General features: G+C 67.0%; 22 protein-coding genes, 2 tRNA genes and 1 riboswitch. Of the genes, 8 read left to right on the top strand and 16 right to left on the bottom strand.

The genetic code is table 11. The features are described 5' to 3' along the window. Positions 1–3: 3 nt before the first annotated feature. The 5 genes from I4Q42_RS05400 to clpX all read right to left on the bottom strand — a co-directional run bounded on the left by I4Q42_RS05400 (position 4) and on the right by clpX (position 6,191). Positions 4–372: a GFA family protein gene (locus I4Q42_RS05400; RefSeq protein ID WP_198575032.1), complete on the bottom strand. Its 369-nt coding sequence runs from the start codon at positions 370–372 to the stop codon at positions 4–6. A 91-nt stretch (positions 373–463) separates the two neighbouring features. After that, a tRNA-Val gene (locus tag I4Q42_RS05395) sits at positions 464–538 on the bottom strand. A 163-nt stretch (positions 539–701) separates the two neighbouring features. Continuing rightward, positions 702–980: an HU family DNA-binding protein gene (locus tag I4Q42_RS05390; RefSeq protein ID WP_110117750.1), complete on the bottom strand. Its 279-nt coding sequence runs from the start codon at positions 978–980 to the stop codon at positions 702–704. A 146-nt stretch (positions 981–1,126) separates the two neighbouring features. Next, the gene (gene lon, locus I4Q42_RS05385) at positions 1,127–3,526 is read right to left on the bottom strand and encodes an endopeptidase La (RefSeq protein ID WP_198575031.1); all 2,400 of its coding nucleotides are present in this window, start codon (positions 3,524–3,526) and stop codon (positions 1,127–1,129) included. A 1,402-nt stretch (positions 3,527–4,928) separates the two neighbouring features. Beyond that, entirely contained in the window at positions 4,929–6,191 is a 1,263-nt protein-coding gene (gene clpX, locus I4Q42_RS05380; protein WP_165255910.1) for an ATP-dependent Clp protease ATP-binding subunit ClpX, read from the bottom strand. 344 nt (positions 6,192–6,535) lie between these two features. Between clpX and I4Q42_RS05375 the strand changes: the two genes are divergently transcribed. Beyond that, the gene (locus I4Q42_RS05375; protein ID WP_198575030.1) at positions 6,536–7,207 is read left to right on the top strand and encodes an HAD-IB family hydrolase; all 672 of its coding nucleotides are present in this window, start codon (positions 6,536–6,538) and stop codon (positions 7,205–7,207) included. Positions 7,208–7,398: 191 nt separating this feature from the next. Here the strand turns inward: I4Q42_RS05375 and I4Q42_RS05370 are convergent, their stop codons facing one another. From I4Q42_RS05370 to I4Q42_RS05355, 4 genes are all read right to left on the bottom strand, one after another. After that, positions 7,399–7,923 carry a Spy/CpxP family protein refolding chaperone gene (locus tag I4Q42_RS05370; RefSeq protein ID WP_198575029.1) on the bottom strand — a complete coding sequence of 175 codons (525 nt, stop codon included), beginning with the start codon at positions 7,921–7,923 and terminating at the stop codon, positions 7,399–7,401. 199 nt (positions 7,924–8,122) lie between these two features. Then, the gene (locus tag I4Q42_RS05365; RefSeq protein WP_198575028.1) at positions 8,123–8,752 is read right to left on the bottom strand and encodes an ATP-dependent Clp protease proteolytic subunit; all 630 of its coding nucleotides are present in this window, start codon (positions 8,750–8,752) and stop codon (positions 8,123–8,125) included. Between the two features lie 184 nt (positions 8,753–8,936). Next, complete coding sequence (tig, locus tag I4Q42_RS05360; protein WP_269816467.1) at positions 8,937–10,295, bottom strand: trigger factor; 1,359 nt, start codon at positions 10,293–10,295, stop codon at positions 8,937–8,939. Between the two features lie 175 nt (positions 10,296–10,470). Next, positions 10,471–10,555 (bottom strand) — tRNA-Leu (locus I4Q42_RS05355). Between the two features lie 304 nt (positions 10,556–10,859). On the opposite strand from I4Q42_RS05355, the gene I4Q42_RS05350 reads away from it, so the two are divergent. Further along, positions 10,860–11,036, top strand: coding sequence for a hypothetical protein (locus I4Q42_RS05350; RefSeq protein ID WP_198575026.1), 177 nt, complete (start codon positions 10,860–10,862; stop codon positions 11,034–11,036). Between the two features lie 69 nt (positions 11,037–11,105). Continuing rightward, positions 11,106–11,208: riboswitch (SAM-I-IV-variant riboswitch) on the top strand. Positions 11,209–11,254: 46 nt separating this feature from the next. Next, a complete protein-coding gene (locus tag I4Q42_RS05345; RefSeq protein WP_198575025.1) occupies positions 11,255–12,172 on the top strand; it encodes a homoserine O-acetyltransferase/O-succinyltransferase family protein in 918 nt (305 codons plus the stop codon). Positions 12,173–12,335: 163 nt separating this feature from the next. On the opposite strand, the gene I4Q42_RS05340 is transcribed toward I4Q42_RS05345, so the two are convergent. The 3 genes from I4Q42_RS05340 to I4Q42_RS05330 are packed head-to-tail and all read right to left on the bottom strand — an operon-like array spanning position 12,336 to position 14,654. Further along, a complete protein-coding gene (locus I4Q42_RS05340; protein ID WP_198575177.1) occupies positions 12,336–13,802 on the bottom strand; it encodes an NAD(P)H-hydrate dehydratase in 1,467 nt (488 codons plus the stop codon). A 25-nt stretch (positions 13,803–13,827) separates the two neighbouring features. After that, complete coding sequence (locus I4Q42_RS05335) at positions 13,828–14,400, bottom strand: histidine phosphatase family protein (RefSeq protein ID WP_198575024.1); 573 nt, start codon at positions 14,398–14,400, stop codon at positions 13,828–13,830. Next, a complete protein-coding gene (locus tag I4Q42_RS05330) occupies positions 14,400–14,654 on the bottom strand; it encodes a hypothetical protein (protein WP_198575023.1) in 255 nt (84 codons plus the stop codon). Before I4Q42_RS05330 ends, I4Q42_RS05335 begins: the two co-directional genes overlap by 1 nt. Before the next feature lie 247 nt (positions 14,655–14,901). Here I4Q42_RS05330 and I4Q42_RS05325 point away from each other — a divergent pair, with 247 nt between their 5' ends. The 3 genes from I4Q42_RS05325 to I4Q42_RS05315 all read left to right on the top strand — a co-directional run bounded on the left by I4Q42_RS05325 (position 14,902) and on the right by I4Q42_RS05315 (position 17,121). After that, the gene (locus tag I4Q42_RS05325) at positions 14,902–15,240 is read left to right on the top strand and encodes a P-II family nitrogen regulator (RefSeq protein ID WP_035089775.1); all 339 of its coding nucleotides are present in this window, start codon (positions 14,902–14,904) and stop codon (positions 15,238–15,240) included. Positions 15,241–15,283: 43 nt separating this feature from the next. Next, on the top strand, positions 15,284–16,693 hold the full coding sequence (glnA, locus tag I4Q42_RS05320; RefSeq protein WP_198575022.1) for a type I glutamate--ammonia ligase: 1,410 nt from the start codon (positions 15,284–15,286) through the stop codon (positions 16,691–16,693). A 74-nt stretch (positions 16,694–16,767) separates the two neighbouring features. Beyond that, complete coding sequence (locus tag I4Q42_RS05315; RefSeq protein WP_198575021.1) at positions 16,768–17,121, top strand: GFA family protein; 354 nt, start codon at positions 16,768–16,770, stop codon at positions 17,119–17,121. On the opposite strand, the gene I4Q42_RS05310 is transcribed toward I4Q42_RS05315, so the two are convergent. The 3 genes from I4Q42_RS05310 to I4Q42_RS05300 are packed head-to-tail and all read right to left on the bottom strand — an operon-like array spanning position 17,118 to position 18,419. Beyond that, complete coding sequence (locus I4Q42_RS05310) at positions 17,118–17,621, bottom strand: nuclear transport factor 2 family protein (protein WP_198575020.1); 504 nt, start codon at positions 17,619–17,621, stop codon at positions 17,118–17,120. The genes I4Q42_RS05315 and I4Q42_RS05310 overlap by 4 nt on opposite strands. A 43-nt stretch (positions 17,622–17,664) precedes the next feature. Further along, on the bottom strand, positions 17,665–18,054 hold the full coding sequence (locus I4Q42_RS05305) for a putative quinol monooxygenase (RefSeq protein ID WP_198575019.1): 390 nt from the start codon (positions 18,052–18,054) through the stop codon (positions 17,665–17,667). Beyond that, on the bottom strand, positions 18,051–18,419 hold the full coding sequence (locus I4Q42_RS05300) for a Kazal-type serine protease inhibitor family protein (RefSeq protein ID WP_198575018.1): 369 nt from the start codon (positions 18,417–18,419) through the stop codon (positions 18,051–18,053). The genes I4Q42_RS05305 and I4Q42_RS05300 overlap by 4 nt, the downstream gene beginning before the upstream one ends. A gap of 161 nt (positions 18,420–18,580) precedes the next feature. On the opposite strand from I4Q42_RS05300, the gene I4Q42_RS05295 reads away from it, so the two are divergent. Then, positions 18,581–20,044 carry an amidohydrolase gene (locus tag I4Q42_RS05295; RefSeq protein WP_198575017.1) on the top strand — a complete coding sequence of 488 codons (1,464 nt, stop codon included), beginning with the start codon at positions 18,581–18,583 and terminating at the stop codon, positions 20,042–20,044. After that, a complete protein-coding gene (locus tag I4Q42_RS05290) occupies positions 20,044–21,399 on the top strand; it encodes an amidohydrolase family protein (protein ID WP_198575016.1) in 1,356 nt (451 codons plus the stop codon). Before I4Q42_RS05295 ends, I4Q42_RS05290 begins: the two co-directional genes overlap by 1 nt. A gap of 239 nt (positions 21,400–21,638) precedes the next feature. Here the strand turns inward: I4Q42_RS05290 and I4Q42_RS05285 are convergent, their stop codons facing one another. Next, positions 21,639–22,043: a GNAT family N-acetyltransferase gene (locus tag I4Q42_RS05285; protein WP_198575015.1), complete on the bottom strand. Its 405-nt coding sequence runs from the start codon at positions 22,041–22,043 to the stop codon at positions 21,639–21,641. Positions 22,044–22,145 lie beyond the last annotated feature (102 nt).

The raw sequence follows: 22,145 nt of genomic DNA, 5'->3' as shown, positions 1-22,145 counted from the left end.
GGCTCACCAGTCGTCGCGACCGTTGACGTATCGGCGCTGGACGGGCGCGGGATCGAAGTCGTCGAGCAGGCGGGCATTGATGGACACGCGGGGCTTGTCGTAGTCCGGCTTGCCAGTGCTGAAGTCGGGAAACTCGCTGTAGGTCCCGCAGCCGCAGATGGCGCAGTGATGATGCGAGCCCAGGTAATGGCCGAACTGGTAGGTCGAGACCCGATCCCGGGCGGTCAGCAGCCTGAAGGTCTCCGGCGTGTAGTAGGCCGCCAGATTGCCCCGCTTGGAGCAGTACGAGCAGTTGCATTCGGTGATCTCGGTCGGCGCGGTCTCGACCTCGAACTGGGTGGCGCCGCAGTGGCAGCTTCCCTTGACGGGCATGACGGTCTCCCTTTCGGCGTGTGGAACGCCGGGGAGATTGCCGAAGGTCCGCTGACAGCCTGGTGTCAGCATGCGTGACTTCGCAGGTCCCTGGTGGGCGGTGAGGGGATCGAACCCCCGACCCTCTCGGTGTAAACGAGACGCTCTACCGCTGAGCTAACCGCCCTCCTTTGGGAAGCACGCCGGAAGGGCGAAACCGCATGCACTTTCGCCCGCGCGCTTCCTTAGGGTCCGCGCTTCTAGCCGCCCAACGGCGGTCTGGGAAGCGCGCATGAAAAAGGGCGGGCCGTCGCTAGGACGCCCCGCCCCTTTGAAGACCGAAAACGGGATTAGCCGTTCAGGGTGGTCTTCAGGCCTTCGCCGACCTGGAAGCGGGCGGTCTTGGAGGCCGGACGCTCGACGGTTTCACCGGTGCGCGGGTTGCGCGCGGTGCCCGCGGCGCGGGTCACGGCCTTGAAGGTGCCGAAGCCCACCAGACGCACGTCCGAGCCCGACTTCAGCGAAGCGGTGACGGTGTCGATGAAAGCTTCCAGGGCGTCCTTCGCCTGGTTCTTGTTGATGCCCGCCTTTTCGGCGATCGCCGTGACGAGTTCGGCTTTTGTGGTCATTTTTGTCTCCCAGCCATTAAGCGGCGGCTTTGCAACAGCTTACGCCGCTTCGCTCGCCGGGAAGTATGCGGGGATCGCTTGCCCCGTCAAACGAAGGCGGCGCGGAAAATTCCCGCGCCGCCCCAGTTATCAACAATAAGTTACTGTTAGTGCGTGAGAACCGCGTCGTCTCCGGCGTCGTCGGCCTTCGCCGGGCTCGCCAGGGGCTCCTCCGATTCGCTCCACTCGACCGGAGTCAGCGGCCCGGTGAGGGCGTGCTTGAGCACTTCGTCGACCGTCGAGACCGGGATGATCTCCAGGCCGGCCTTCACCGATTGCGGCACGTCGACGAGATCCTTCTCGTTTTCCTGCGGGATCAGGACCGTCTTCACGCCCGAGCGCAGGGCCGCCAGCAGCTTCTCCTTCAGGCCGCCGATGGCGGTCACCCGGCCGCGCAGGGTGATCTCGCCGGTCATGGCGATGTCCTTGCGGATCGGGATGCCGGTCAGCACCGAGACCATGGCCAGGGCCATGGCGATACCGGCCGACGGACCGTCCTTGGGCGTGGCGCCGTCGGGCACGTGCACGTGGACGTCGGTCTTTTCGAAGATCGGCGGCTTGATACCGAACGCGGTGGCCCGCGAGCGGACGTAGCTGTTGGCCGCCGAGATCGACTCCTTCATCACTTCCTTGAGGTTGCCGGTGACCGTCATGCGGCCCTTGCCCGGCATCTTCACGGCTTCGATGGTCAGGATGTCGCCGCCGAACTCCGTCCAGGCCAGGCCGGTGACGATGCCGACCTGATCGACCTCGTCGGTCTCGCCGTAGCGGTACTTCTTGACGCCGGCGTACTTGGCCAGACGCTCGTCGTCGATCGTGATCGAGGTCAGCTTCTCGCGCGAAAGGTCACGCACCGTCTTGCGGGCCAGGGCGCCCAGTTCCCGCTCCAGCGACCGCACGCCGGCTTCCCGGGTGTAGTAGCGGATCAGGTCGCGGATCGCCTTTTCCGGGACGATGAACTCGCTGTCCTTCAGGCCGTGGTCCTTGGCCAGCTTCGGCAGCACGTGGCGCTTGGCGATCTCCAGCTTCTCGTCCTCGGTGTAGCCGGGGATGCGGATGATCTCCATGCGGTCCAGCAGCGGCTGAGGCATGTTGAGGCTGTTGGCCGTGGTGACGAACATCACCTGCGACAGGTCGTAGTCGACCTCCAGATAGTGGTCGCCGAAGGTCGAGTTCTGCGACGGGTCCAGCACCTCCAGCAGGGCCGAGGCCGGGTCGCCGCGATAGTCGCTGCCCATCTTGTCGATTTCGTCGAGCAGGACGAAGGCGTTGGTGGTCTTGGCCTTCTTCATCGACTGGACGACCTTGCCGGGCATCGAGCCGATGTAGGTGCGGCGGTGACCGCGGATTTCGGCCTCGTCACGCACGCCGCCGAGGCTCATGCGCACGAATTCGCGTCCCGTGGCCTTGGCGATCGACTTGCCCAGCGAGGTCTTGCCGACGCCCGGAGGGCCGACGAGGCACAGGATCGGGCCCTTCAGCGAATTGGTCCGGGCCTGCACGGCCAGGTACTCGAGGATCCGCTCCTTGACCTTGTCCAGGCCGTAGTGGTCGGCGTCGAGGATCTGCTCGGACTCGTTGAGGTCGATCTTCTTGGTCTTGGCCTTGCCCCACGGGATCGACAGCAGCCAGTCCAGATAGTTGCGGACCACCGTGCTCTCGGCCGACATCGGGCTCATGTTGCGCAGCTTCTTCAGCTCGCCTTCGGCCTTGGTGCGGGCTTCCTTGGACAGCTTGGTCTTCTTGATGCGCTTTTCGAGCTCGATCAGCTCGTCGCGCTGATCGTCGGGGTCGCCCAGCTCGCGCTGGATCGCCTTCATCTGCTCGTTCAGGTAATATTCGCGCTGGGTCTTCTCCATCTGGCGCTTCACGCGCGAGCGGATCTTCTTCTCGACCTGCAGCACCGAGATCTCGCCTTCCATCAGGGCGAAGACCTTTTCCAGGCGCTTGGTGACGTCGAAGATTTCCAGCAGGTGCTGCTTGTCGCCGATCTTCACCGACAGGTGGGCGGCGATGCTGTCGGCCAGCTTGCCCGGCTCGGCGATCTGCGGGATCGACGCCAGGGCCTCCGGCGGCACCTTCTTGTTCAGTTTGACGTAGTTCTCGAACTGCTCGACGACGGCGCGCGACAGGGCCTCGGCCTCGGGGCCCGCGCCCTGGTCCTCGGACACTTCGCCGACCTGGGCCTCGTAATAGGCCTCCTGATCGGTGAAGCGCACGACGGCGGCGCGGCCCTTGCCCTCGACGAGCACCTTGACGGTGCCGTCAGGCAGCTTGAGCAGTTGCAGCACGGTGGCCAGAACGCCGACTTCGTAGATGTCGCCCGGCGCCGGATCATCGTCGGCGCTGTTCTTTTGGGTGACGAGCAGGATCTGCTTGTCGCCGCGCATCACTTCCTCGAGGGCGCGGACGGATTTGTCGCGGCCCACGAACAGCGGCACCACCATGTGCGGGAACACAACGATATCCCGCAGGGGCAACACAGGAAGCGTACGGATCTCAGACATGTTTTCACTCCCGGCCGGCGCGTGAAACTCGCGCCTTGCCACGCGGACTGCCGTCACTTCAGACGATGCGCCTGAGTCGTACAGTCCGTCCGCCCGGGACTGGGCGGATGGTCGTTATTTATGTGGACCTTTTGCGACGCGGTTCAAGCGTGCTCGCCTGCCAGCGGCGACGAGTCGCGCATCGGTGGTGACGCTGGATGTTTCCGCCGGATGGCGGGCTGCGCCATGGCGGTTTCGTCGGCTTGGCCGGTGTTGAGGCGGCAGAACCTTTCTGCGCTGCGGTGCGGGAGGGGGCTGGCTTCCGTCAGATTTGGGAACTTCCAGTCGTTGCGAAGGTGATCGTGCAGCGATGCGTGGACCACATTGCCTGGAAATCAGCGGTGCGTCGTCAACGGAGAAGACCCCTCCGGCACTCCGAGCCACCTCCTCCTTCAGGGGGAGGATCTTGAGATGCGAACCTCCCCCCGTGGGGGAGGCGGCCGAAGGCCGGTGGGGGGACGGTTTCAGCTTTCGAGGCGTTGGCCTGCTTCGCAATCACTCCCCCCACCGATCGCTGCGCGATCGCCTCCCCCACAGGGGGAGGTTTCTTGAGGCATGGGCTCGCAGTCTCCCGCGCGAATGCGCGTTAGGTCGGGAAGGCGCGGAGCGGCCGGGCGGAGCCCGGAGACCGTGATGGGTTTTAGCGTTTCGGCTTCGTCAGACCGCTCCGCCGCATCGTTGGCTCGAAGGACCGGGGGCGTAGGCGCTATTTCAGCCATTGGCCCGGCTAGCCCTCGGACGGGCAGGATCGACAGCCCCGCGGTAATCCGGCGCGGCCTCGGCTGATCCTGTTGAACCGGTTTGAACGTTCCCGGCCTGTCGACCCGCTTGTCGCGTCACGGAACGGCTGACGGCCCAATCACGCCTTCTGAGCGATCCTGCAAACCCGCCCTTCCCATGACGCTCCAAGCGGCCCCGCTCGATGCGATCACAGCCGCAACTTGGGCCGGTACCAAGAGCCCTCCCCATGGCTGGGATGGGTTTGAGTATGGGGGCGGTTTGAGTGGGTGGGGATCGATTGGGGTCGAGAAAGTTCAGGGCTTTGAGTTTGTTGGACTCTTTTGCGATTTCGCCGTGTGAGCAGTGTGCGTAGCGCCTCTTCTCCCTTCCCCCTTGATGGGGGAAGGGCCGGGGTTGGGGGTGGTTGCGGCGGTTCAGCTTGAAAAGACCGTGCGGCGGACCCGCAGCATCACCCCCATCCCAACCCTTCCCCCATCGAGGGGGAAGGGCTTTTGGGGCAGCGGAAGCTGAAAACGCCCCCCTCCGGCCCTCCGGGCCACCTCCCGCAGAGGGAGAGGGGCAAAGAAAAACGGCGGGCTCTTTCGAGCCCGCCGTTCTTAGTCTCTAGCGATGTCGCCGGCGGTCAGGCCGAGGCGGCGCCGCCTTTTTTCTCGGCGTAAATCAGCAGCGGCTGGGCGCGGCCTTCGACGACCTCGGCGTTGACCACCACTTCCTCGACGCCCTCGTAGTTGGGCAGTTCGAACATGGTCTCCAGCAGGATGCCTTCCATGATCGAGCGCAGGCCGCGGGCGCCGGTCTTGCGGGCGATGGCCTTCTTGGCGACCTGGTGCAGGGCGTCCTCGGTGAAGGTCAGGCCGATGTTCTCCATCTCGAACAGGCGCTGGTACTGCTTGACGAAGGCGTTCTTCGGCTCGGTCAGGATCTTCACCAGGGCGGCCTCGTCGAGGTCTTCCAGGGTGGCGATCACCGGCAGACGGCCGATGAATTCCGGGATCAGGCCGAAGCGCTGCAGGTCGTCGGGCTCGACGCCGCGCAGGATCTCGCCGGTGCGACGGTCTTCCGGATCGGCGACCTTGGCGCCGAAGCCGATCGACTTGGCCGCGCCGCGGGCCGAGATGATGCGCTCGAGGCCCGCGAAGGCGCCGCCGCAGATGAACAGGATGTTCGTCGTGTCGACCTGCAGGAACTCCTGCTGCGGATGCTTGCGCCCGCCCTGCGGCGGCACGGAGGCGACGGTGCCTTCCATGATCTTCAGCAGGGCCTGCTGCACGCCTTCTCCCGACACGTCGCGGGTGATCGACGGGTTGTCGGACTTGCGGCTGATCTTGTCGATTTCGTCGATGTAGACGATGCCGCGCTGGGCGCGCTCGACATTGTAGTCGGCGGCTTGCAGCAGCTTCAGCACGATGTTCTCGACGTCTTCACCCACATAACCGGCTTCGGTCAGGGTGGTGGCGTCGGCCATCGTGAACGGCACGTCGATGATTCGGGCCAGCGTCTGGGCCAGAAGGGTCTTACCCGTGCCGGTCGGACCGACCAGCAGGATGTTCGACTTGGCCAGTTCGACGTCGTTGTTCTTCGACGCGTGGTTCAGGCGCTTGTAGTGATTGTGCACCGCGACCGCGAGCACCTTCTTGGCGTGACCTTGGCCGATCACGTAATCGTCCAGGACTTCGCAGATCTCGCGCGGCGTCGGAACACCATCCTTGGACTTCACAAACGCGATCTTGTGCTCTTCGCGGATGATATCCATGCAAAGTTCGACGCATTCATCGCAGATGAACACCGTCGGTCCGGCGATGAGCTTGCGCACTTCATGTTGGCTCTTTCCGCAGAAAGAACAGTACAGGGTGCTCTTGGCGTCGCCGCTGGCGGCTTTCGTCATGGTCGCTTCTCACGCTAGGGCGTTTACGGCGAAAGCCGCTTACGCCGACTCCACACGCGTATCCCGCCACCGAAGCATCAGGATACCCAAGGGGAGTTGTCTAATCCTTGACATTCCCCGATCCGAACGCGCGGCACAAGCCTTGGAGCCCGTTTCCGGCGCCAAGTTCGTGGATGTTTCGGTTCTGATCATGGGATTCCATCCCTAGATGGGACGACTGTAGGCCAAAGCAAGCGTCTGACGGGGTGTGGAACATCGACGCAGGCTCTAAGCTTTTCGAACACAGCCGGAATCGTGCTGCAAGCGGCGCCGCAAAAGGAGTTCGCCCCACGGGCGGAGACGAGATGGCCGATACCCAAGATACGCCGACGGGGGCGTCCGAGCACGCCCACATCCTGACGCACACCGAAGCCAGCCCGCCGCTGGTGGCCTTCGACTTCGACGGCACCCTGACGGTGCGCGACAGCTTCACGGCCTTCCTGAAGTGGCGGGTCGGCGGCGGACGCTGGATGCTGGGCATGATCCGCCTGGCGCCGGCCGCCCTCTCCTATCTGTTCCACCGCGACCGGGGCCGCATCAAGGCCGCCGCCGTGCGCGAGTTCCTCAAGGGCGTGCCGCAGGCGCGGCTGGAGGCCCAGGCCCGCACCTTCGCCGAGACCCACGCCCAGAGCCTGTTCCGCCCCGACGCCCTGGCCGTGTGGCGGCGCTGGCGGGCCCAGGGCGCCAAGCTGGTCATCGTCACCGCCTCGCCCGACCTGGTGGTGGCCCCGTTCGCGCGCGGCATCGGCGCCGACCTCCTGATCGGCAGCAAGCTGGCCTTCGACCTCAACGGCAAGGTCACCGGCGCCCTCGCCGGCCCCAACTGCCGGGGCCCCGAGAAGGTCGTGCGCCTGCGCGACACCTTCGGCGAGCACGTGAAGCTGGCGGCCGCCTATGGCGACACCTCGGGCGACACCGAGATGCTGGCCATCGCCCAGGAGCGCGGCTACCGGATCTTCAAGGGCAAGCCGGGGTAAGAAACGAGGACCTCAATCTTACCTCCCGTCATTCCCGCCCTTGTGGCGGGAAGCCCTGGTTCCGCTGACACGTGAGGCGCAAGCGGATCGCCGGCGATCCGCCTCTACCGCCCTTGCGGCCGACAGAGGGGTTCCCGCCACAAGGGCGGGAATGACGAGAAGAAACTAGCTAGGGCCGTCTCGCCTCCCCACTACTCCACACCCGCCCCGGCGGCCTGCGCGAATCCAGCCGTCGCCTGGGTGCTGACCGACAGGCTGCCGATCACCGAATAGGCCTGGTCGAAGACCGCCCGCTGGTTGTCGTCGAGCGACTTGTAGAGCCGCGCCATCGTCTTCACCCGCCGGGCCTCGAAGGCCAGTTGCTCGCGTTGCAGGACGAGGCCGGCGCGGGCCTGGGCCAGGGGGGTCTCGTCCTCGGGCGCGACCACGGCCAGGACGAAGCCCGAGGGCTTGGCGTTCGAGGCCAGGATGAAGTCGCGCCAGCGGCTCTGCTGGGCGGGGGTCAGGGACAGGTTCTGGCGCAGGGTGGCCAGGCCCGCCGTGACGCCGTCCTGCAGCAGGCGGTCGGAGACGATCTGCTGCACCTGCTCGGGGCTGACGGCCAGGCGCATGGTGGCGACGCCATGCTGGGGGGCCTGCTGGGCCTGGGCGGAGACGGCGGAAAGCGCCAGGACGCCCGCGGCGACGGCGCTGAGGGACAGAAGGCGGACGGTCATGGCCGGGCTCCGGGGGCTGGGATTGTTCATCCTCGCCTTGTGGGCGCGTCGCCCGGCCGTTGTAGGGCTGGCTTGTTTCGCCTCATCGCGCGCGCGTGGCTAAAGCGAGGCGCCTGAGACGGTGGTGAAAAGGCCGCCGGCAAAGAAAAAGCCGCCGACCTCGCGGCCGGCGGCTTGATCTTCGGACGTCGAAGGCGGCTTAGGCGCCAGCTTCCGAAGCGTCGCGGTTTTCGTTGATGTGGTCGATCAGACCCCAGGCCTTGGCTTCCTCGGCGCTCATGAAGTTGTCGCGGTCCAGGTCGCGCTCGACCTCGTCATAGGTGCGGCCGCAGTGCTTGACGTAGATCTCGTTGAGGCGACGCTTGGTCTTCGAGATGTCCTCGGCGTGGCGGACGATGTCCGAGGCCTGGCCGCGGAAGCCGCCCGACGGTTGGTGGACCATGATGCGGGCGTTCGGCAGGGCGATGCGCTGGCCGGGGGCGCCGGCGCAGAGCAGCAGGCTGCCCATCGAGGCGGCCATGCCCATGCACACCGTCGAGACCGGGCTCTTGATGTATTGCATGGTGTCGTAGATCGCCAGGCCCGACGTCACCACGCCGCCCGGCGAGTTGATGTACATGGCGATTTCCTTCTTGGGGTTCTCGGACTCCAGGAAGAGCAGCTGCGCGCAGATCAGCGAGGCCATGCCGTCCTCGACCGGACCGGTCAGGAAGATGATCCGCTCCTTGAGCAGGCGCGAGAAGATGTCGAAGGCGCGCTCGCCCCGGCTGGTCTGCTCGACCACCATCGGAACCAGGTTCATCGCCGTCGCAACCGGATCGTACATCATGTGGGGTTCGCCCTTCTCAGAATGTCTTTGCGGGCGCGAATCACCGTCGCGCACTCGCCCCTGACGCATATCGCGTGGCGCTTAACAGGTTGCAAGGTGCGCCCCTCAAACTGGGCTGAAACGAAAAAGGGCGCGGACCTTGCGATCCGCGCCCCCGATTTCGTCACCCGAAGGGACGACGGCCTCAGCCGCCGTAGCCTTCCGGCAGGTCGTCTTCTTCCAGGAGCTCTTCCTTGGAGACTTCCTTTTCCTCGACCTTGGCCTTGTCGAAGATCAGGTCGACGACCTTGTCTTCGTAGATCGGGGCGCGCAGCGAGGCCTGCAGGTCGGCGCGCTGGCGGTACATGTCGAACACCTGCTGGGCCTGGGCGCCGTACTGGCGGGCTTCGCGGACGATCGCTTCGTTCAGTTCCTGGTCGGTGACGACCACGTCGTTCTTGCGGCCGATCTCGGCGAGCACCAGACCCAGGCGCACGCGGCGCTCGGCGATCTTGCGGTACTCGTCCTTCAGCTGGTCTTCGGTCTTGTCGGCGTCTTCCGGCGGCAGGCCGCCTTGGGTCTTGTCGGCCTGGACCTGTTGCCAGATGCCGGCGAACTCGGCGTCGACCATGCGCGGCGGCAGCGGGAAGTCGTGCTTGGTGTCCAGCACGTCCAGCAGGGCGCGCTTCAGCTTGAAGCGGCTCGAGTTGGCGTAGCGGCCTTCCAGGTTCGACTTCAGCAGGTCCTTCAGGGCGGCCAGGTCGGCCAGGCCCAGGCGCTTGGCCAGCTCGTCGTCGGCTTCGGCGTCGACCGGGGCGCGCACTTCCTTGACGGTGGTGGCGAACTCGGCGGCCTTACCGGCCAGTTCGGCGGCCTGGTAGTCTTCCGGGAAGTTGACCTTCACGGTGACGACGTCTTCCGGCTTGGCGCCGACCAGCTGCTCTTCGAAGCCCGGGATGAACTGGCCCGAACCGAGCACCAGCTCGGCGTCGTTGGCCGTGCCGCCGGCGAAGGCCACGCCGTCGATGGTGCCGACGAAGTCGATGACCAGCTGGTCGCCGTCCTTGGCCTTCAGGCTCTTGCCCTTGCGCGGCTCGAAGGTGCGGGCCTGCTTGGCCAGTTCGCCCAGGGCCTCTTCGACTTCGGCGTCGGCGATCTTGTAGACCGGCTTGACCAGCTCGATCGACGACGGGTCGATCGGCTCGAAGTCCGGCATCAGCTCGACGGCCAGTTCGAAGACCAGATCTTCGCCGCCGGCGATGACCTTGTCCATGTCGGACGTCGGCTTCAGGTCGGGCTGACCGGCCGGACGCAGCTTGTTGTCGTCCAGGATCTTCTGGGTGGTCTCGTTGAGCGCCTGCTCGATGACTTCACCCATCAGGCCCTTGCCGTACAGGCGACGGACGTGGGCGGTCGGCACCTTGCCGGGGCGGAAGCCCTTGACGTTCATCTGCGGCGCGACTTCGGCGACACGGGCCTCGAAACGCGTGGCCAGCTCACTGGCGGGAACCGTAACGCCGTAAACCCGGCTGAGGCCTTCGCCCGACTTTTCAACGATCTGCATCGACATTCTTAGCTTCTCGGATCCGGGCGCCCGCGCCCGTCGTCCGCCCCAGGGGTCAAAAAATCATAGCCGCCCACGTCACCGGGGGCGGCGAAAGAGCGCCCTTATGTCACGACACTTCGCGTCGATCAAAGGGTATGGCGTCGACGCGCGCAAAACGCTGCGCGCGTCGACATGGTGCGGATGAGAGGACTCGAACCTCCACGCCTCTCGGCGCTGGAACCTAAATCCAGTGCGTCTACCAGTTCCGCCACATCCGCGACGGGGCGAGCCTTAGCCGTGGTCGCGGGAGATTTGAAGTCTCGACGAAGAATTTTCACCAGACGCGGAACCGCCCGGCGGCATCGTCGTTTTCCTCGTGTCCCGTCGAGCGCATAGCCACGAGACATTAAACCGGCCCGGGCCTTGCCCCCCCGACTGACGCCCGGGCCGGTTTTCCCCTCTTCCCCCTCCCCCAATTCGGATTCTTCAGCGCACGGACGTCGCGCTTGAATTCTCGTGGATTCGCACGCAACCATTCCACCCAGCGATGGTTAACTGCGCCGTGAGCGTGGAGAGCAGCGTATGCGGACGATCGAGGTCACCGAGACCGAGGCCGGATGGGAAGTCACCTGCGATCAGCGGGTGCTGTTCAACGACCTGCCTGAGCAACGCTCGTTCCAGGCCGCGCTCGACTATGGCAGCCGGCTTTTCGACGAGGGCGTGCGGGCCGAGATCGTGCTGCACCGCCTGGAGGCCTGACGCCCCTCTCCGTCCAGCGACCGCGACGCCACGTCCTCTTGCGATCGGAGAGCGGCGCCGTTAAAGCCGCCCCTGCATCAAGAGTTGGGCTCGCCCAACGCCAACCTGCTTCCCGAGCAAGGTGGCGCCCCGTCGGGGGGATGCGGCCGAGACGGCAACGAAACGGGTGACCCCTAAAGCCGTCCCGAGTCTTGTTTTCTGACGGACGGACGCAAGCCATGCCCATCAAGATTCCCGACAACCTGCCGGCCCGCGCCCTGCTGGAAGCCGAAGGCCTGTCGCTGATGGCCGACACCGAAGCCGCCCGCCAGGACATCCGCCCCTTGCGCATCGGCCTCTTGAACCTGATGCCCGACAAGCCGGCCACCGAGCGGCACTTCGCGCGTCTGCTGGGCGCCAGCCCGCTGCAGGTGGAGCTGTCGCTGATCCAGCTGTCCAGCCATTCGCCCAAGACCACCTCGGCCGAGCACATGCTGGCCTTCTATCGCCCCTGGGAAGAGGTGAAGGGCGAGCGCTTCGACGGGCTGATCGTCACCGGCGCGCCGGTCGAGACCCTGGCCTTCGAGGAGGTCGGCTACTGGGACGAGCTGACCCAGATCTTCGACTGGACCCAGACCCACGTGCATGCGGGTCTGGCGGTGTGCTGGGGCGCCCAGGCCGGCGTGAGGCACTTCCACGGCGTGCCCAAGCATGTGCTCTCGAAAAAATGCTCCGGCGTCTTTCCGCACGCCAATCTCGAACCGGCCTCGCCCTATCTACGCGGCCTGGCCGACGAGATCGACATTCCGGTGTCGCGCTGGACCGAGGTGCGGCCCGAGGACCTGCCGGCCGATGGCTCCCTGCGCGTGCTGCTCGAGTCCGAGGAATCGGGCCTGTGCCTGCTCGAGGACATCCGCCGCCGCTGGCTATACATGTTCAACCATCCGGAATACGAGACCGGCACCCTGGCGGCCGAATACGCCCGCGACAGCCTGATCGACCCGACCACGCCGCCGCCGGCCCACTACTTCCCGGGGGACGACCCGACCCGCGCGCCCCGCAACCGCTGGCGCAGCCACGCCCACCTGCTATTCGCCAACTGGCTCAACGAAGTCTACCAGACCACGCCGTTCGAGATGGACGCGATCGGGGGCTGACTTCAGCCCCTCTCCCGTGGGGAGAGGGAGGGGCCCGTCCCGACGCATGTCGGGATGGGAGGGTGAGGGCGTACGCCGTCTGACGCTCTTGCCCCCCCCTGCCCGGTCCGGAAAGTTTGTAACCCCTCACCCTCCCATGCTGCGCATGGGCCCCTCCCTCTCCCTATGGGAGAGGGTTGGCGCGTTGGTCCCACAGCCGCTTCAACACCGCCGGGGCCAGGCCCGGCAGGTCCTCGGCGATCAACCCCGGCCCATGCGCCGCCCCGCACTCGGCATGGATCCACGCCCCGGCGCAGGCGGCGTCGAAGCTGTCCATGCCTTGGGCGGCGAGGCCAGCGATGAAGCCGGCCAGCACGTCGCCGGAACCTGCCGTAGCCAGCCAGGGCGCGCCGTTGAGGTTCACCGCCGCGCGGCCGTCGGGAGCGGCGATCACCGTGTCGGGGCCCTTCAGCAGCACGATCGCCCCGGCTTGCCGAGCAGCCTGGCGGGCGGCGGCGATGCGTTCGGGCGCGGACTTCAGCAGGCCGGGAAACAGCCGCTCGAACTCGCCCGGGTGCGGGGTCAGCACGTCGTCGCGGTCGAGGCGGGCGAAGAGCTGGTCGGGCGCGTGGGCGAAACTGGTCAGGGCGTCGGCGTCGACCACCAGGGCCGCGCCCGTGCCGGCCAGGGCCGTGAGGTTGCGCGCCGTCGCCTCCCCCAGCCCGGCCGCCGGACCGATCACCGCCGCGGCGGCGTTGGCGGCGCGTTCGGCCAGTTCAGCGTCGGTCTCGAATGGGGCCAGCATGACGGCTTCCAGGTGGGCGGCGTTGATCGCCAGGGCGCCGGGCGGCGACAGCAGGGTGACGACCCCGGCCCCGATCCTCAGACCGGCCCGCGCCGACAGCCGCGCCGCGCCGGTGCTCCAGGCTTCGCCGCTGACCACCAACAGGCGGCCGCGCGCATGCTTGTGGGCGTCAGTCGAGGGCCAGGGAAAGCGCGCGCCCCACAGCGACGGATCGTTCTCGAACAGGGTTCCCGCGGCGACGTCGGTCAGACCGATGTCGATCACCTCGACCTCGCCGCAAGCGGCGCGGCCGGGCGCAAGGACGTGGGCGGGCTTGCGGCGATGGAAGGTGACGGTCAGCGCCGCCGCCAGGGCGCGGCCGTCGATCGGCCGGCCGGTGTCGCCATGGATGCCGCTGGGCGTGTCGATGGCGACGATGCGCGCCGACAGCCCCTCGGCGGCCCGCGCTAGGTCGTCGGCGGCGCCCTCCAGCGGCCGCGACAGGCCCGCGCCGAACAGCGCATCTATATAGAGGTCGGCCGGCGTAACGGCGGGGTTCAGGGCATGGACCTCGCTGCGCCAGCGCTCGGCGGCCCAGCGACACGAGGTGGAGGCCGGCGGCGCCAGGGCCTCGACCCTTACGGGCCAGCCGCGCCGGCGCAGATGGCGGGCGATGACATAGCCGTCGCCGCCGTTGTCGCCGGGACCGCACCAGATGACGACGGGCCGGCGCGCCCAGCGGGCGCGGATAGCGTCGGCCGCGCCCTGGCCAGCCCGCTCCATCAGCGTCGTCGCCGGGGTTCCCGCCGCCACAGCCGCCGCGTCGGCCGCCTTCATCTCCGTGACGCTCATGATGTGGCGGGGCATGATCTGGCGGGACACGGTGGCTCCATCAAAGAACGCCGGTGGAGGCTTCCCTTCCCTTGTCGATCAGCCGCAGGGCGTTGTCGACGACTTCGAAGGTCGTGACGCTGGCATGGTCGGGCCGGAAGGCCAGGACGGCGGCCGTTCCTTCCGCCGCCGCCACGGCGGCGTTGAGGGCGACGAAGTGGCTGAAGACCGCGCATCCCTCGTATCGCGCCAGGGCGGCGGCGACCTCGCGGGTCCAGGCCAGGTAGTCGCGATCGCCCTCGATGTCGGCCCAGTCGCCGGCGAAGGCCTGCTTCAGCCAGGCGGGCCGCGCTTCGGTTGAAAGAGCGGCGGGCGTGGGGATCTCGCCGACGGCCGGCTCGATCTCGACCGCGACGCCCAGGATCGCCGCCAGCGGCGCGGCGGTCTCGCGGCAGCGGCGCAGGGGCGAGGAGACGACTCGGGTCGGACGCTCGGCGGTCGGCAGGGCGGCCAGGACGGCGGCGACCGCCCTCGCCTGTTCTTGCCCCACGGCGTCGAGGCCCGGATCCTCGTCGTCGCCGCCCCAGGTCGCGGCCGGCTTGCCGTGACGGATGACCTGCACGCGGCCGCCCATCAGGCGGCCCTCGCGGCGAGGTGTTTCAGAAGGCAGGAACGCGGCGGCCCCGAAACCCCGCTCGCGGCTTCGCCGCCGAACGCTACGACCACCAGAGCCTGCAAACGCGCAAGAACCATCCCCCGCAGGCGGCTGCCCGCGACAGCGCATTTCGCCGCAATTCTCAGCAATTCCAGCACGGAGGGCGAATTTTCGGCTGATCCCCGAAACGTGAACTGGCCCGCGCCGATCAAAACCAACGTCTCGTCGCGCATGTTCACCCCCGTTCAAACGATCGTTTTCGCGATCCTAGGCGGGGTTCGGAGCGCGGCAAGGCCGATTTCAGCCGCAATTCCGAAATGCATATTTTTCGGTCAAATGCCGATCAAGTTCTGATCATATGCCAAAACCGTCGTCCGAAGCGCGACAATCGCAAGACGGCCGACTTGTGACGTCCCGGGCGGCGTGATCCTTGCCGCTCAAAGTCAGAGGCGCAAGCGCCGATGGGCGCGGAAGAGACCGATGAAAAAGATCGAAGCCGTCATCAAGCCGTTCAAGCTGGATGAGGTCAAAGAGGCCCTCCAGGACATGGGCGTGCAGGGCATGACCGTGCTGGAAGCCAAGGGCTACGGCCGCCAGAAGGGCCACACCGAGCTCTATCGCGGCGCCGAGTACGTCGTGGACTTCCTGCCCAAGATCAAGGTCGAGGTGGTCGTCGAGGACAGCCAGCTCGAGCCCGCCCTCGAGGCGATCACCAACGCCGCCCGCACGGGCCGCATCGGCGACGGCAAGATCTTCGTCTCGGAGATCACCGAAGTCGTCCGTATCCGGACCGGCGAAACCGGTCCGTCCGCCGTCTAATCAACGGCAATCCTCAGACTTTACTCGCTCAAAGGGGATATCAATGAGCACCGCCAAGGAAATCCTGGACCTGATCAAGGAAAAGGACGTGAAGTACGTCGACGTTCGTTTCACGGACGTTCGCGGCAAGATGCAGCACGTGACCTTCGACATCGACCTGGTCGATGACGACTTCCTCAACGACGGCACGATGTTCGACGGTTCGTCGATCGCCGGCTGGAAGGCCATCAACGAGTCGGACATGAAGCTGCGTCCGGACCTGACCTCGGCCATCATCGACCCGTTCTACCAGCAGACCACCCTGGCGCTGTTCTGCGACGTCGTGAACCCGGACGACGGCACCCCCTACAACCGCGACCCGCGCTCGATCGCCAAGGCCGCGCTGAACTACGTGAAGTCGGCGGGCGTGGGCGACACCGTCTACTTCGGCCCGGAAGCCGAATTCTTCATCTTCGACGACGTGCGCTGGTCGACCGCTCCGGAAAACACCGGCTACTCGTTCGACTCGAGCGAACTGCCGGTCAACTCGGGCAAGGTCTATCCGGAAGGCAACATGGGCCATCGCCCGGGCCCCAAGGGCGGCTACTTCCCGGTCAACCCCGTCGACTCGGCTCAAGACCTGCGCGGCGAAATGCTGGCCGTCATGGGCGAGCTGGGCATGAAGCCGGAAAAGCACCACCACGAAGTGGCGCCCGCCCAGCACGAGCTCGGCCTGAAGTTCGACACCATGGTCACCATGGCCGACCGCATGCAGCTCTATAAGTACGTGATCCACAACGTGGCCCACGCCTACGGCAAGACGGCCACCTTCATGGCCAAGCCGATGTTCGCCGACAACGGCTCGGGCATGCACGTGCACCAGTCGATCTGGCAGGACGGCAAGCCGCTGTTCGCCGGCGACAAGTACGCCGGCCTGAGCCAAGAGTGCCTGTGGTACATTGGCGGCATCATCAAGCACGCCAAGGCCATCAACGCCTTCTCGAACTCGACCACCAACAGCTACAAGCGCCTGGTGCCGGGCTACGAAGCCCCGGTGAAGCTGGCTTACTCGTCGCGCAACCGCTCGGCCTCGATCCGCATCCCGCACGTCGACTCGCCGAAGGCCAAGCGTCTGGAAGCCCGCTTCCCCGACCCGATGGGCAACCCGTACCTGACCTTCGTCGCCCTGCTGATGGCCGGCCTGGACGGCATCATCAACAAGATCGACCCGGGCGCTCCGGCCGACAAGAACCTCTACGACCTGCCGCCCCGCGAGCAGAAGAAGATCCCGGAAGTCTGCGGCTCGCTGCGCGAAGCCCTGGAAAGCCTGGACAAGGACCGCGCCTTCCTGAAGGCCGGCGGCGTCATGGACGACGACTTCATCGACAGCTACATCGAGCTGAAGATGGAAGAAGTGATGCGTCTGCAACTGCACCCGCACCCGGTCGAATTCGAGATGTACTACAAGTGCTAAGCCTTACGGCCTGATGCACTAGGGGCGGGGCCCGGAGCGCAAGCTTCGGGCCCTTTCCTTTTGGAGAGCCGAACATGATCGTCGCCAGCTGCCACTGCGGGGCCGTGGCCTTCGAGATCGAGACCGCGCCGAACGAGGTCACCGACTGCAACTGCTCAATCTGCCGCCGCTACGGCGTGCTGTGGGCCTACTACAGCCCGACGCTGGTGCGCCGCGTCGATGGCGGCCCAACCGACACCTACGAATGGGACGACCGCTCGATCGCCTTCCACCGCTGCCGCGCCTGCGGCTGCGTCACCCACTGGAGCTCGAACGATCCGGCGCGCGACAAGATGGGCGTCAACGCCCGGCTAATGGAGCCGGAGGTTTTGGCGGCCGCGCGGGTGCGGCGGCTGGATGGGGCGGTGACGGAGCGATATGTGGACTAGGACTTCACGGGCTTGGGCTTGGCGTACCACAGCGCGTTGACGATCACCCAGCGACCTTCGAACCGGCCGAAATTGAGGTAGTCGACGAACCAGGGCGTCTCGACCCGCGCCACCGCCGCGTTGCCGGCGACGTCCAGGACCCGCACGCTGCGGTCCCACTGCTCGCGCGGCGTCTTCAGCGCGCCCTGCCGCGTCAGGTCCACCAGCTCGTCGCGGCTCATGCGCCTGAGGCCCAGCACCTCGTCCGGATCGGGCCGCGACCGCACGGCGCGCTTGGCGAGGTCAGGGTGCAGGATGCGGGCGACACGGGCGGCATCGCCTTCCAGCTGGCCGTCCACATAGTCATAGGCGGCGGCCTCGACCGCCTTGACGATGGTCGGGTCGAGCGCTTGCGGCGCCGAGCTCGCAACAGCGATCGACGACCGGACCTCTGCGCCGGGATCACCGGGCGGCAAGGCCGAACCGTCGAGGGCGATGGCGGCAAGCAGGGCTGCGATCATGGTGTCTCCGACATGGATAGGGGACGCGTCTCGGATGTGGGGATCAGATCCCCACCCCGCCCACCGGCGTCGTCTCGAACCGATGGCCGAAGCCGGCGATGATCGGGCGGGCCTTCGCGATGGCGGCCTGCACGGACGGCAGCTTCAGGGAGGCGGCGTGGCTGTCCTTGTCGGTCCAGACCTCGGTGATCCAGATCGCGTCGGCGTCGGTCGGGTCGAGCGCCAGGATGTAGGACAGGCAGCCGGGCATGCTCCCCGTGCCTTCCTTGAGGATGGCCACGAGGTCGTCGCGCTTGCCGGGGGCGGCCTTCATCTGGCCGATCAGTCCGTACATCGTCTTTTCTCCTGCGGCGGCCAGCGATGGGGTCAGCGCGGCGGCGGCGGCGGCGACTAGCACCGTTCGCCGGTCCATTCCTGTCAGCATGTCGCTCATTGCGGCTTGCACTCGCCCTCGTGGGCGACGCTGACGCCCTTGCCGGCCGCGCCGCAGGCGTTGCCGTAGGTCTTGCCGTCGCAGCCGCAGACGGGGCGGTAGTCCATGGTGCAGACCTGAGGCCGCTTGCGGCAGATCCCCGAGGCGTCGGCCACGGTCCTGCAGGCGCCGGCCGGCATGACGCAGGACAGGTCCGCCTGGCACTGGAAGCCGGCGATGCCGCCGCACATGCCGCCCTCGGCGACCGGGACGCGCGACATCGGCGGCGGGGCGCCGGGCGCAGGCGCGGACGGACCGGCAGGCTGGGCCGCGCAGGCGGTGAGCAGGACGGCGGCCGCCAGGCCGATCCAGGATCGCAAGCTCATGATCTCCTCCCGCATCGATTCAACGTCAGGACGCGACCTTCGCACGAAGCGCAAGCGACAGACAAACGTCGCGATCGGGGAAAAATGGGGCGCGGATCGGCTTGATCAGGGGTCTGATTTAGTCTGTCCTCGCCGCCTCTTCCGAGAGTCGGGGAAAGTTCATGACACGATGGGGTAAGACGGCCGCGGCCGTCAGTCTGCTGGCGCTGGGGCTTGCCGCCTGCGCCACGACCGGGACGACGGCCAAGCCGCAGCCCACGGCCAAGCCGGCCGAGAAGGCCGAGGCCAAGCCGCTGCCCAAGGGCCTGGACGGCGACGCCTCGTCGGGCTTCCCCTCGACCTACGCCCCCCTGCCCTCGCGCCCAACCGCCTTCGTCGGCGCCACGGTGCTGACCGCGACCGGCCAGCAGATCGAGAACGGCGTGGTCGTCGTGCAGGACGGCAAGATCGTCGCCGTCGGCGGTCCCGACACCGCCATCCCGGCCGGTGTCACCACCATCGACGCCAAGGGCAAGTGGATCACCCCCGGCGTCATCGACGCCCACAGCCACCTGGGCGTCTATCCCTCGCCCGGCGTTTCGGCCAAGTCGGACGGCAACGAGGCCACCGATCCCAACACCGCCCAGGTCTGGTCCGAGCATTCGGTGTGGCCGCAGGACCCGGGCTTCAACCGCGCCCGCGCCGGCGGGGTGACCACGCTTCAGATCCTCCCCGGCAGCGCCAACCTGTTCGGCGGCCGCTCGGTGACCCTGAAGAACGTGCCCTCGCTGACCATGCAGGGCATGAAGTTCCCCGGCGCGCCCTACGGCCTGAAGATGGCCTGCGGCGAGAACCCCAAGCGCGTCTACGGCGGCAAGGGCCGCTCGCCCTCGACGGCGATGGGCAATGTCTACGGTTATCGCAAGGCCTGGATCGACGCCGCCGACTACGCCCGCAAGTGGGACGACTACCGCGCCAAGAAGGAAAAGGGCGAGAAGGGCGATCCGCCCAAGCGCGACCTGCAGCTGGAAACCCTGGCCGGCGTGCTGAAGGGCGAGATCCTGGTGCAGAACCACTGCTACCGCGCCGACGAAGAGGCGGTGATGATCGATGTGGCCAAGGAGTTCGGCTACAAGATCACCATGTTCCACCACGCGGTGGAGAGCTACAAGATCGCGCCCCTGCTGGCCAAGGAAGGCATCTGCTCGGCGACCTGGGCCTCGTGGACCGGCTTCAAGATGGAAAGCCTGGACGGCATCGACGCCAACGCCGCCATCGTCTGGAAGGCCGGCGCCTGCGTCGTCATCCACTCCGACGACCCGATCATGACCCAGCGCCTCAACCAGGAGGCCGCCATCGCCATGACCGCCGGCAACAAGCTGGGCTACGGCATCAGCCGCGCCGAGGCCATCAAGTGGATCACGGCCAATCCGGCCAAGGCGATGGGTATCGCCGACATGACCGGCAGCCTGGAGGTCGGCAAGGCCGGCGACATCGTGGTCTGGAGCCGCGATCCGTTCAGCGTCTACGCCCAGGCCGAGCAGGTCTATATCGACGGCGCCCTGACCTACGACCGCAACGACAAGCGCTATCAGCCCAAGTCCGACTTCGAGCTCGGCCAACCCGGCCAGGGAGCGTTCAACTGATGATCCGTTCGGTTCTTCTCGCCGGCGCCGCCCTGTGCGCCTTCGCGGCCGGCTCGGCTTCGGCCCAGACCTTCGCCATCGTCAACGCCCGCATCGAGCCGGTGTCGAGCGCGGCCATCCCGTCGGGGACCATCGTCGTCCGTGACGGCAAGATCGCCGCCGTCGGCGCCGGGCTGGCCGTCCCTGCCGGCGTCACGGTGATCGACGCCAAGGGCGGGGTCGTGACCCCGGGCCTGGTGGCTCCGTCGTCGAATATCGGCGCCTCCGAGATCGGCGGCGTGCGCGAGACCCGTGACGACGGCACCGGCACGGCGCTGTCGGCTGGCTTCGACATCGCCTATGGCGTCAACCCGGCCTCGCCGATGATCGGCCTGGCCCGCGACGGCGGCGTCACCGCCTCGGCCGTGACCCCCATCCTGTCGGGCGCGGGCGGCGGCGCCCACGAGCATGCCGACGACGGCGTGGTCGAGGAGATGACCGCCGGCAAGGACGGCGGCGGCGATCCGCCGCTGTTCGGCGGTCAGGCCGCCTTCGTTCGCCTGAAGGCCGGCGAGGCCGACATCGTCGCCAAGTCCAAGACAGCCGTGACCCTGTCGCTGGGCGAGGCCGGGGCGCGCGCCGCCGGCGGCTCGCGCGGCGCGGCCATCGTGCTGGTCAAGTCGGCCCTGGAGGACGCCCGCGCCTATGCCCGCAACCGCGCCGCCTTCGAGCAGGGCGCGACCCGCGACTACGGCCTCTCGCGCCTCGACCTGGAGGCCCTGGTCCCGGTGGTGCAGGGCAAGACCCCGCTGCTGATCCGCGCCCACCGCGCTTCGGACATCCGCCTGGCCCTCAAGCTGGCGGCCGAGGAGAAGATCAGGATCGTGCTGGAAGGCGCCGAGGAAGGCTGGATCGTCGCGCCGGAGATCGCCCGCGCCGGCGTGCCGGTGATCGTCGACACCCAGGCCGACCTGCCCGACAGCTTCGAGACCCTGGGCTCGCGCCTCGACAACGCCGCCCGCCTGAACGCGGCCGGCGTCACCGTGGCGATCAACGGCGCGCGGGACTTCAACAACCTGCGCCAGGAGCGGCTGAACGCCGGCCTCGCCGTCGCCAACGGATTGCCCTACCCGGCCGCCCTGGCGGCGATCACCCTGACGCCGGCCAAGATCTGGGGCATGGCCGACAAGATCGGATCCCTCGATGTCGGCAAGACCGCCGACCTGGTGCTTTGGACCGGCGATCCGCTGGAGACCACGACCTGGGCCGAAAAGGTGTTCATCGGCGGCGTCGAACAGCCCGCCGACAGCCGCCAGACCCAGCTGCGCGACCGCTACGCCGCCGGCGACAACGGCCTGCCGCCAGCCTACCGCTAGGGTCGGTTTCGGTACTGAACGAGAGCCGCGACGCTTCCAGGCGTCGCGGCTTTTTCTTGGGTGGAGACCGTTGACCGTTTGGCCTGCCCTCACCTCCGTTTTCCCCGCGAAGGCGGGGATCCAAGCTGACTTTCCGGAGGCGGCGCGGCCGTGCGCCATCCGCGGACTCGGCTTGGATCCCCGCCTTCGCGGGGATGCGCGGTGAAAAATGAACTCAGGCTGCTGAAGGTCGATCCGGCCTAGCGCTTGCGGGACATGATGACCGAGGTCCCGCGCTTGAAATCGAGCTTCTCGTAGAACGGGATCAGGCGTTCGGGGCAGTACAGCTCGAAGCTTTTGACGGTGCTCAGGAGCGGATGGTTGAATATCTTCTCGACGATCGCCTGGCCGAGGCCACTTCCCCGATGGTCGGCCGCGATGATGACGTCGTAGATCATCGCCTTGAACGTGAAATCGGTGAGCACACGGGCGAAGGCGATGATACAGCCGTCTTCGGAATACCGGGTCAGAACGATATCAGAGTGGGAGATCATCTTGACCACGTCGTCGAACTGGCGCGATTGCGTCCACCACTCCTGGACATAGAGATCGTACAGTTCCTTCAGGCGATCTTCCGGAACATGCTCAAGCCAAAGATCCTCCACCTACACTCCCCACCGTGCGACGCCCTGTTCAAGCAACGGTAGAGTGGAAGACCGCCTTCGCCAACGCTTCACGGTCATTGACCGACCGAACCGCGAGCCGAT

Origin of the sequence: Caulobacter hibisci (assembly GCF_016135805.1) — a bacterium.
Taxonomy (GTDB): domain Bacteria; phylum Pseudomonadota; class Alphaproteobacteria; order Caulobacterales; family Caulobacteraceae; genus Caulobacter; species Caulobacter hibisci.
The sequence above is the reverse complement of the archived record's forward strand: the minus strand, read 5'-3'. Positions and strand labels throughout refer to the sequence as shown.

Coding starts and splice junctions, on each gene's coding strand:
- clpX (WP_165255910.1), bottom strand. CDS start 6,191: ATGACGAAAGCCGCCAGCGGCGACGCCAAGAGCACCCTGTACTGTTCT.
- I4Q42_RS05300 (WP_198575018.1), bottom strand. CDS start 18,419: ATGAGCTTGCGATCCTGGATCGGCCTGGCGGCCGCCGTCCTGCTCACC.
- I4Q42_RS05310 (WP_198575020.1), bottom strand. CDS start 17,621: ATGATCGCAGCCCTGCTTGCCGCCATCGCCCTCGACGGTTCGGCCTTG.
- I4Q42_RS05340 (WP_198575177.1), bottom strand. CDS start 13,802: ATGCCCCGCCACATCATGAGCGTCACGGAGATGAAGGCGGCCGACGCG.
- I4Q42_RS05290 (WP_198575016.1), top strand. CDS start 20,044: ATGATCCGTTCGGTTCTTCTCGCCGGCGCCGCCCTGTGCGCCTTCGCG.
- I4Q42_RS05325 (WP_035089775.1), top strand. CDS start 14,902: ATGAAAAAGATCGAAGCCGTCATCAAGCCGTTCAAGCTGGATGAGGTC.
- lon (WP_198575031.1), bottom strand. CDS start 3,526: ATGTCTGAGATCCGTACGCTTCCTGTGTTGCCCCTGCGGGATATCGTT.
- I4Q42_RS05400 (WP_198575032.1), bottom strand. CDS start 372: ATGCCCGTCAAGGGAAGCTGCCACTGCGGCGCCACCCAGTTCGAGGTC.
- I4Q42_RS05345 (WP_198575025.1), top strand. CDS start 11,255: ATGCCCATCAAGATTCCCGACAACCTGCCGGCCCGCGCCCTGCTGGAA.
- I4Q42_RS05335 (WP_198575024.1), bottom strand. CDS start 14,400: ATGGGCGGCCGCGTGCAGGTCATCCGTCACGGCAAGCCGGCCGCGACC.
- I4Q42_RS05315 (WP_198575021.1), top strand. CDS start 16,768: ATGATCGTCGCCAGCTGCCACTGCGGGGCCGTGGCCTTCGAGATCGAG.
- glnA (WP_198575022.1), top strand. CDS start 15,284: ATGAGCACCGCCAAGGAAATCCTGGACCTGATCAAGGAAAAGGACGTG.
- I4Q42_RS05330 (WP_198575023.1), bottom strand. CDS start 14,654: ATGCGCGACGAGACGTTGGTTTTGATCGGCGCGGGCCAGTTCACGTTT.
- I4Q42_RS05350 (WP_198575026.1), top strand. CDS start 10,860: ATGCGGACGATCGAGGTCACCGAGACCGAGGCCGGATGGGAAGTCACC.
- I4Q42_RS05365 (WP_198575028.1), bottom strand. CDS start 8,752: ATGATGTACGATCCGGTTGCGACGGCGATGAACCTGGTTCCGATGGTG.
- I4Q42_RS05370 (WP_198575029.1), bottom strand. CDS start 7,923: ATGACCGTCCGCCTTCTGTCCCTCAGCGCCGTCGCCGCGGGCGTCCTG.
- tig (WP_269816467.1), bottom strand. CDS start 10,295: ATGCAGATCGTTGAAAAGTCGGGCGAAGGCCTCAGCCGGGTTTACGGC.
- I4Q42_RS05295 (WP_198575017.1), top strand. CDS start 18,581: ATGACACGATGGGGTAAGACGGCCGCGGCCGTCAGTCTGCTGGCGCTG.
- I4Q42_RS05305 (WP_198575019.1), bottom strand. CDS start 18,054: ATGAGCGACATGCTGACAGGAATGGACCGGCGAACGGTGCTAGTCGCC.
- I4Q42_RS05375 (WP_198575030.1), top strand. CDS start 6,536: ATGGCCGATACCCAAGATACGCCGACGGGGGCGTCCGAGCACGCCCAC.
- I4Q42_RS05390 (WP_110117750.1), bottom strand. CDS start 980: ATGACCACAAAAGCCGAACTCGTCACGGCGATCGCCGAAAAGGCGGGC.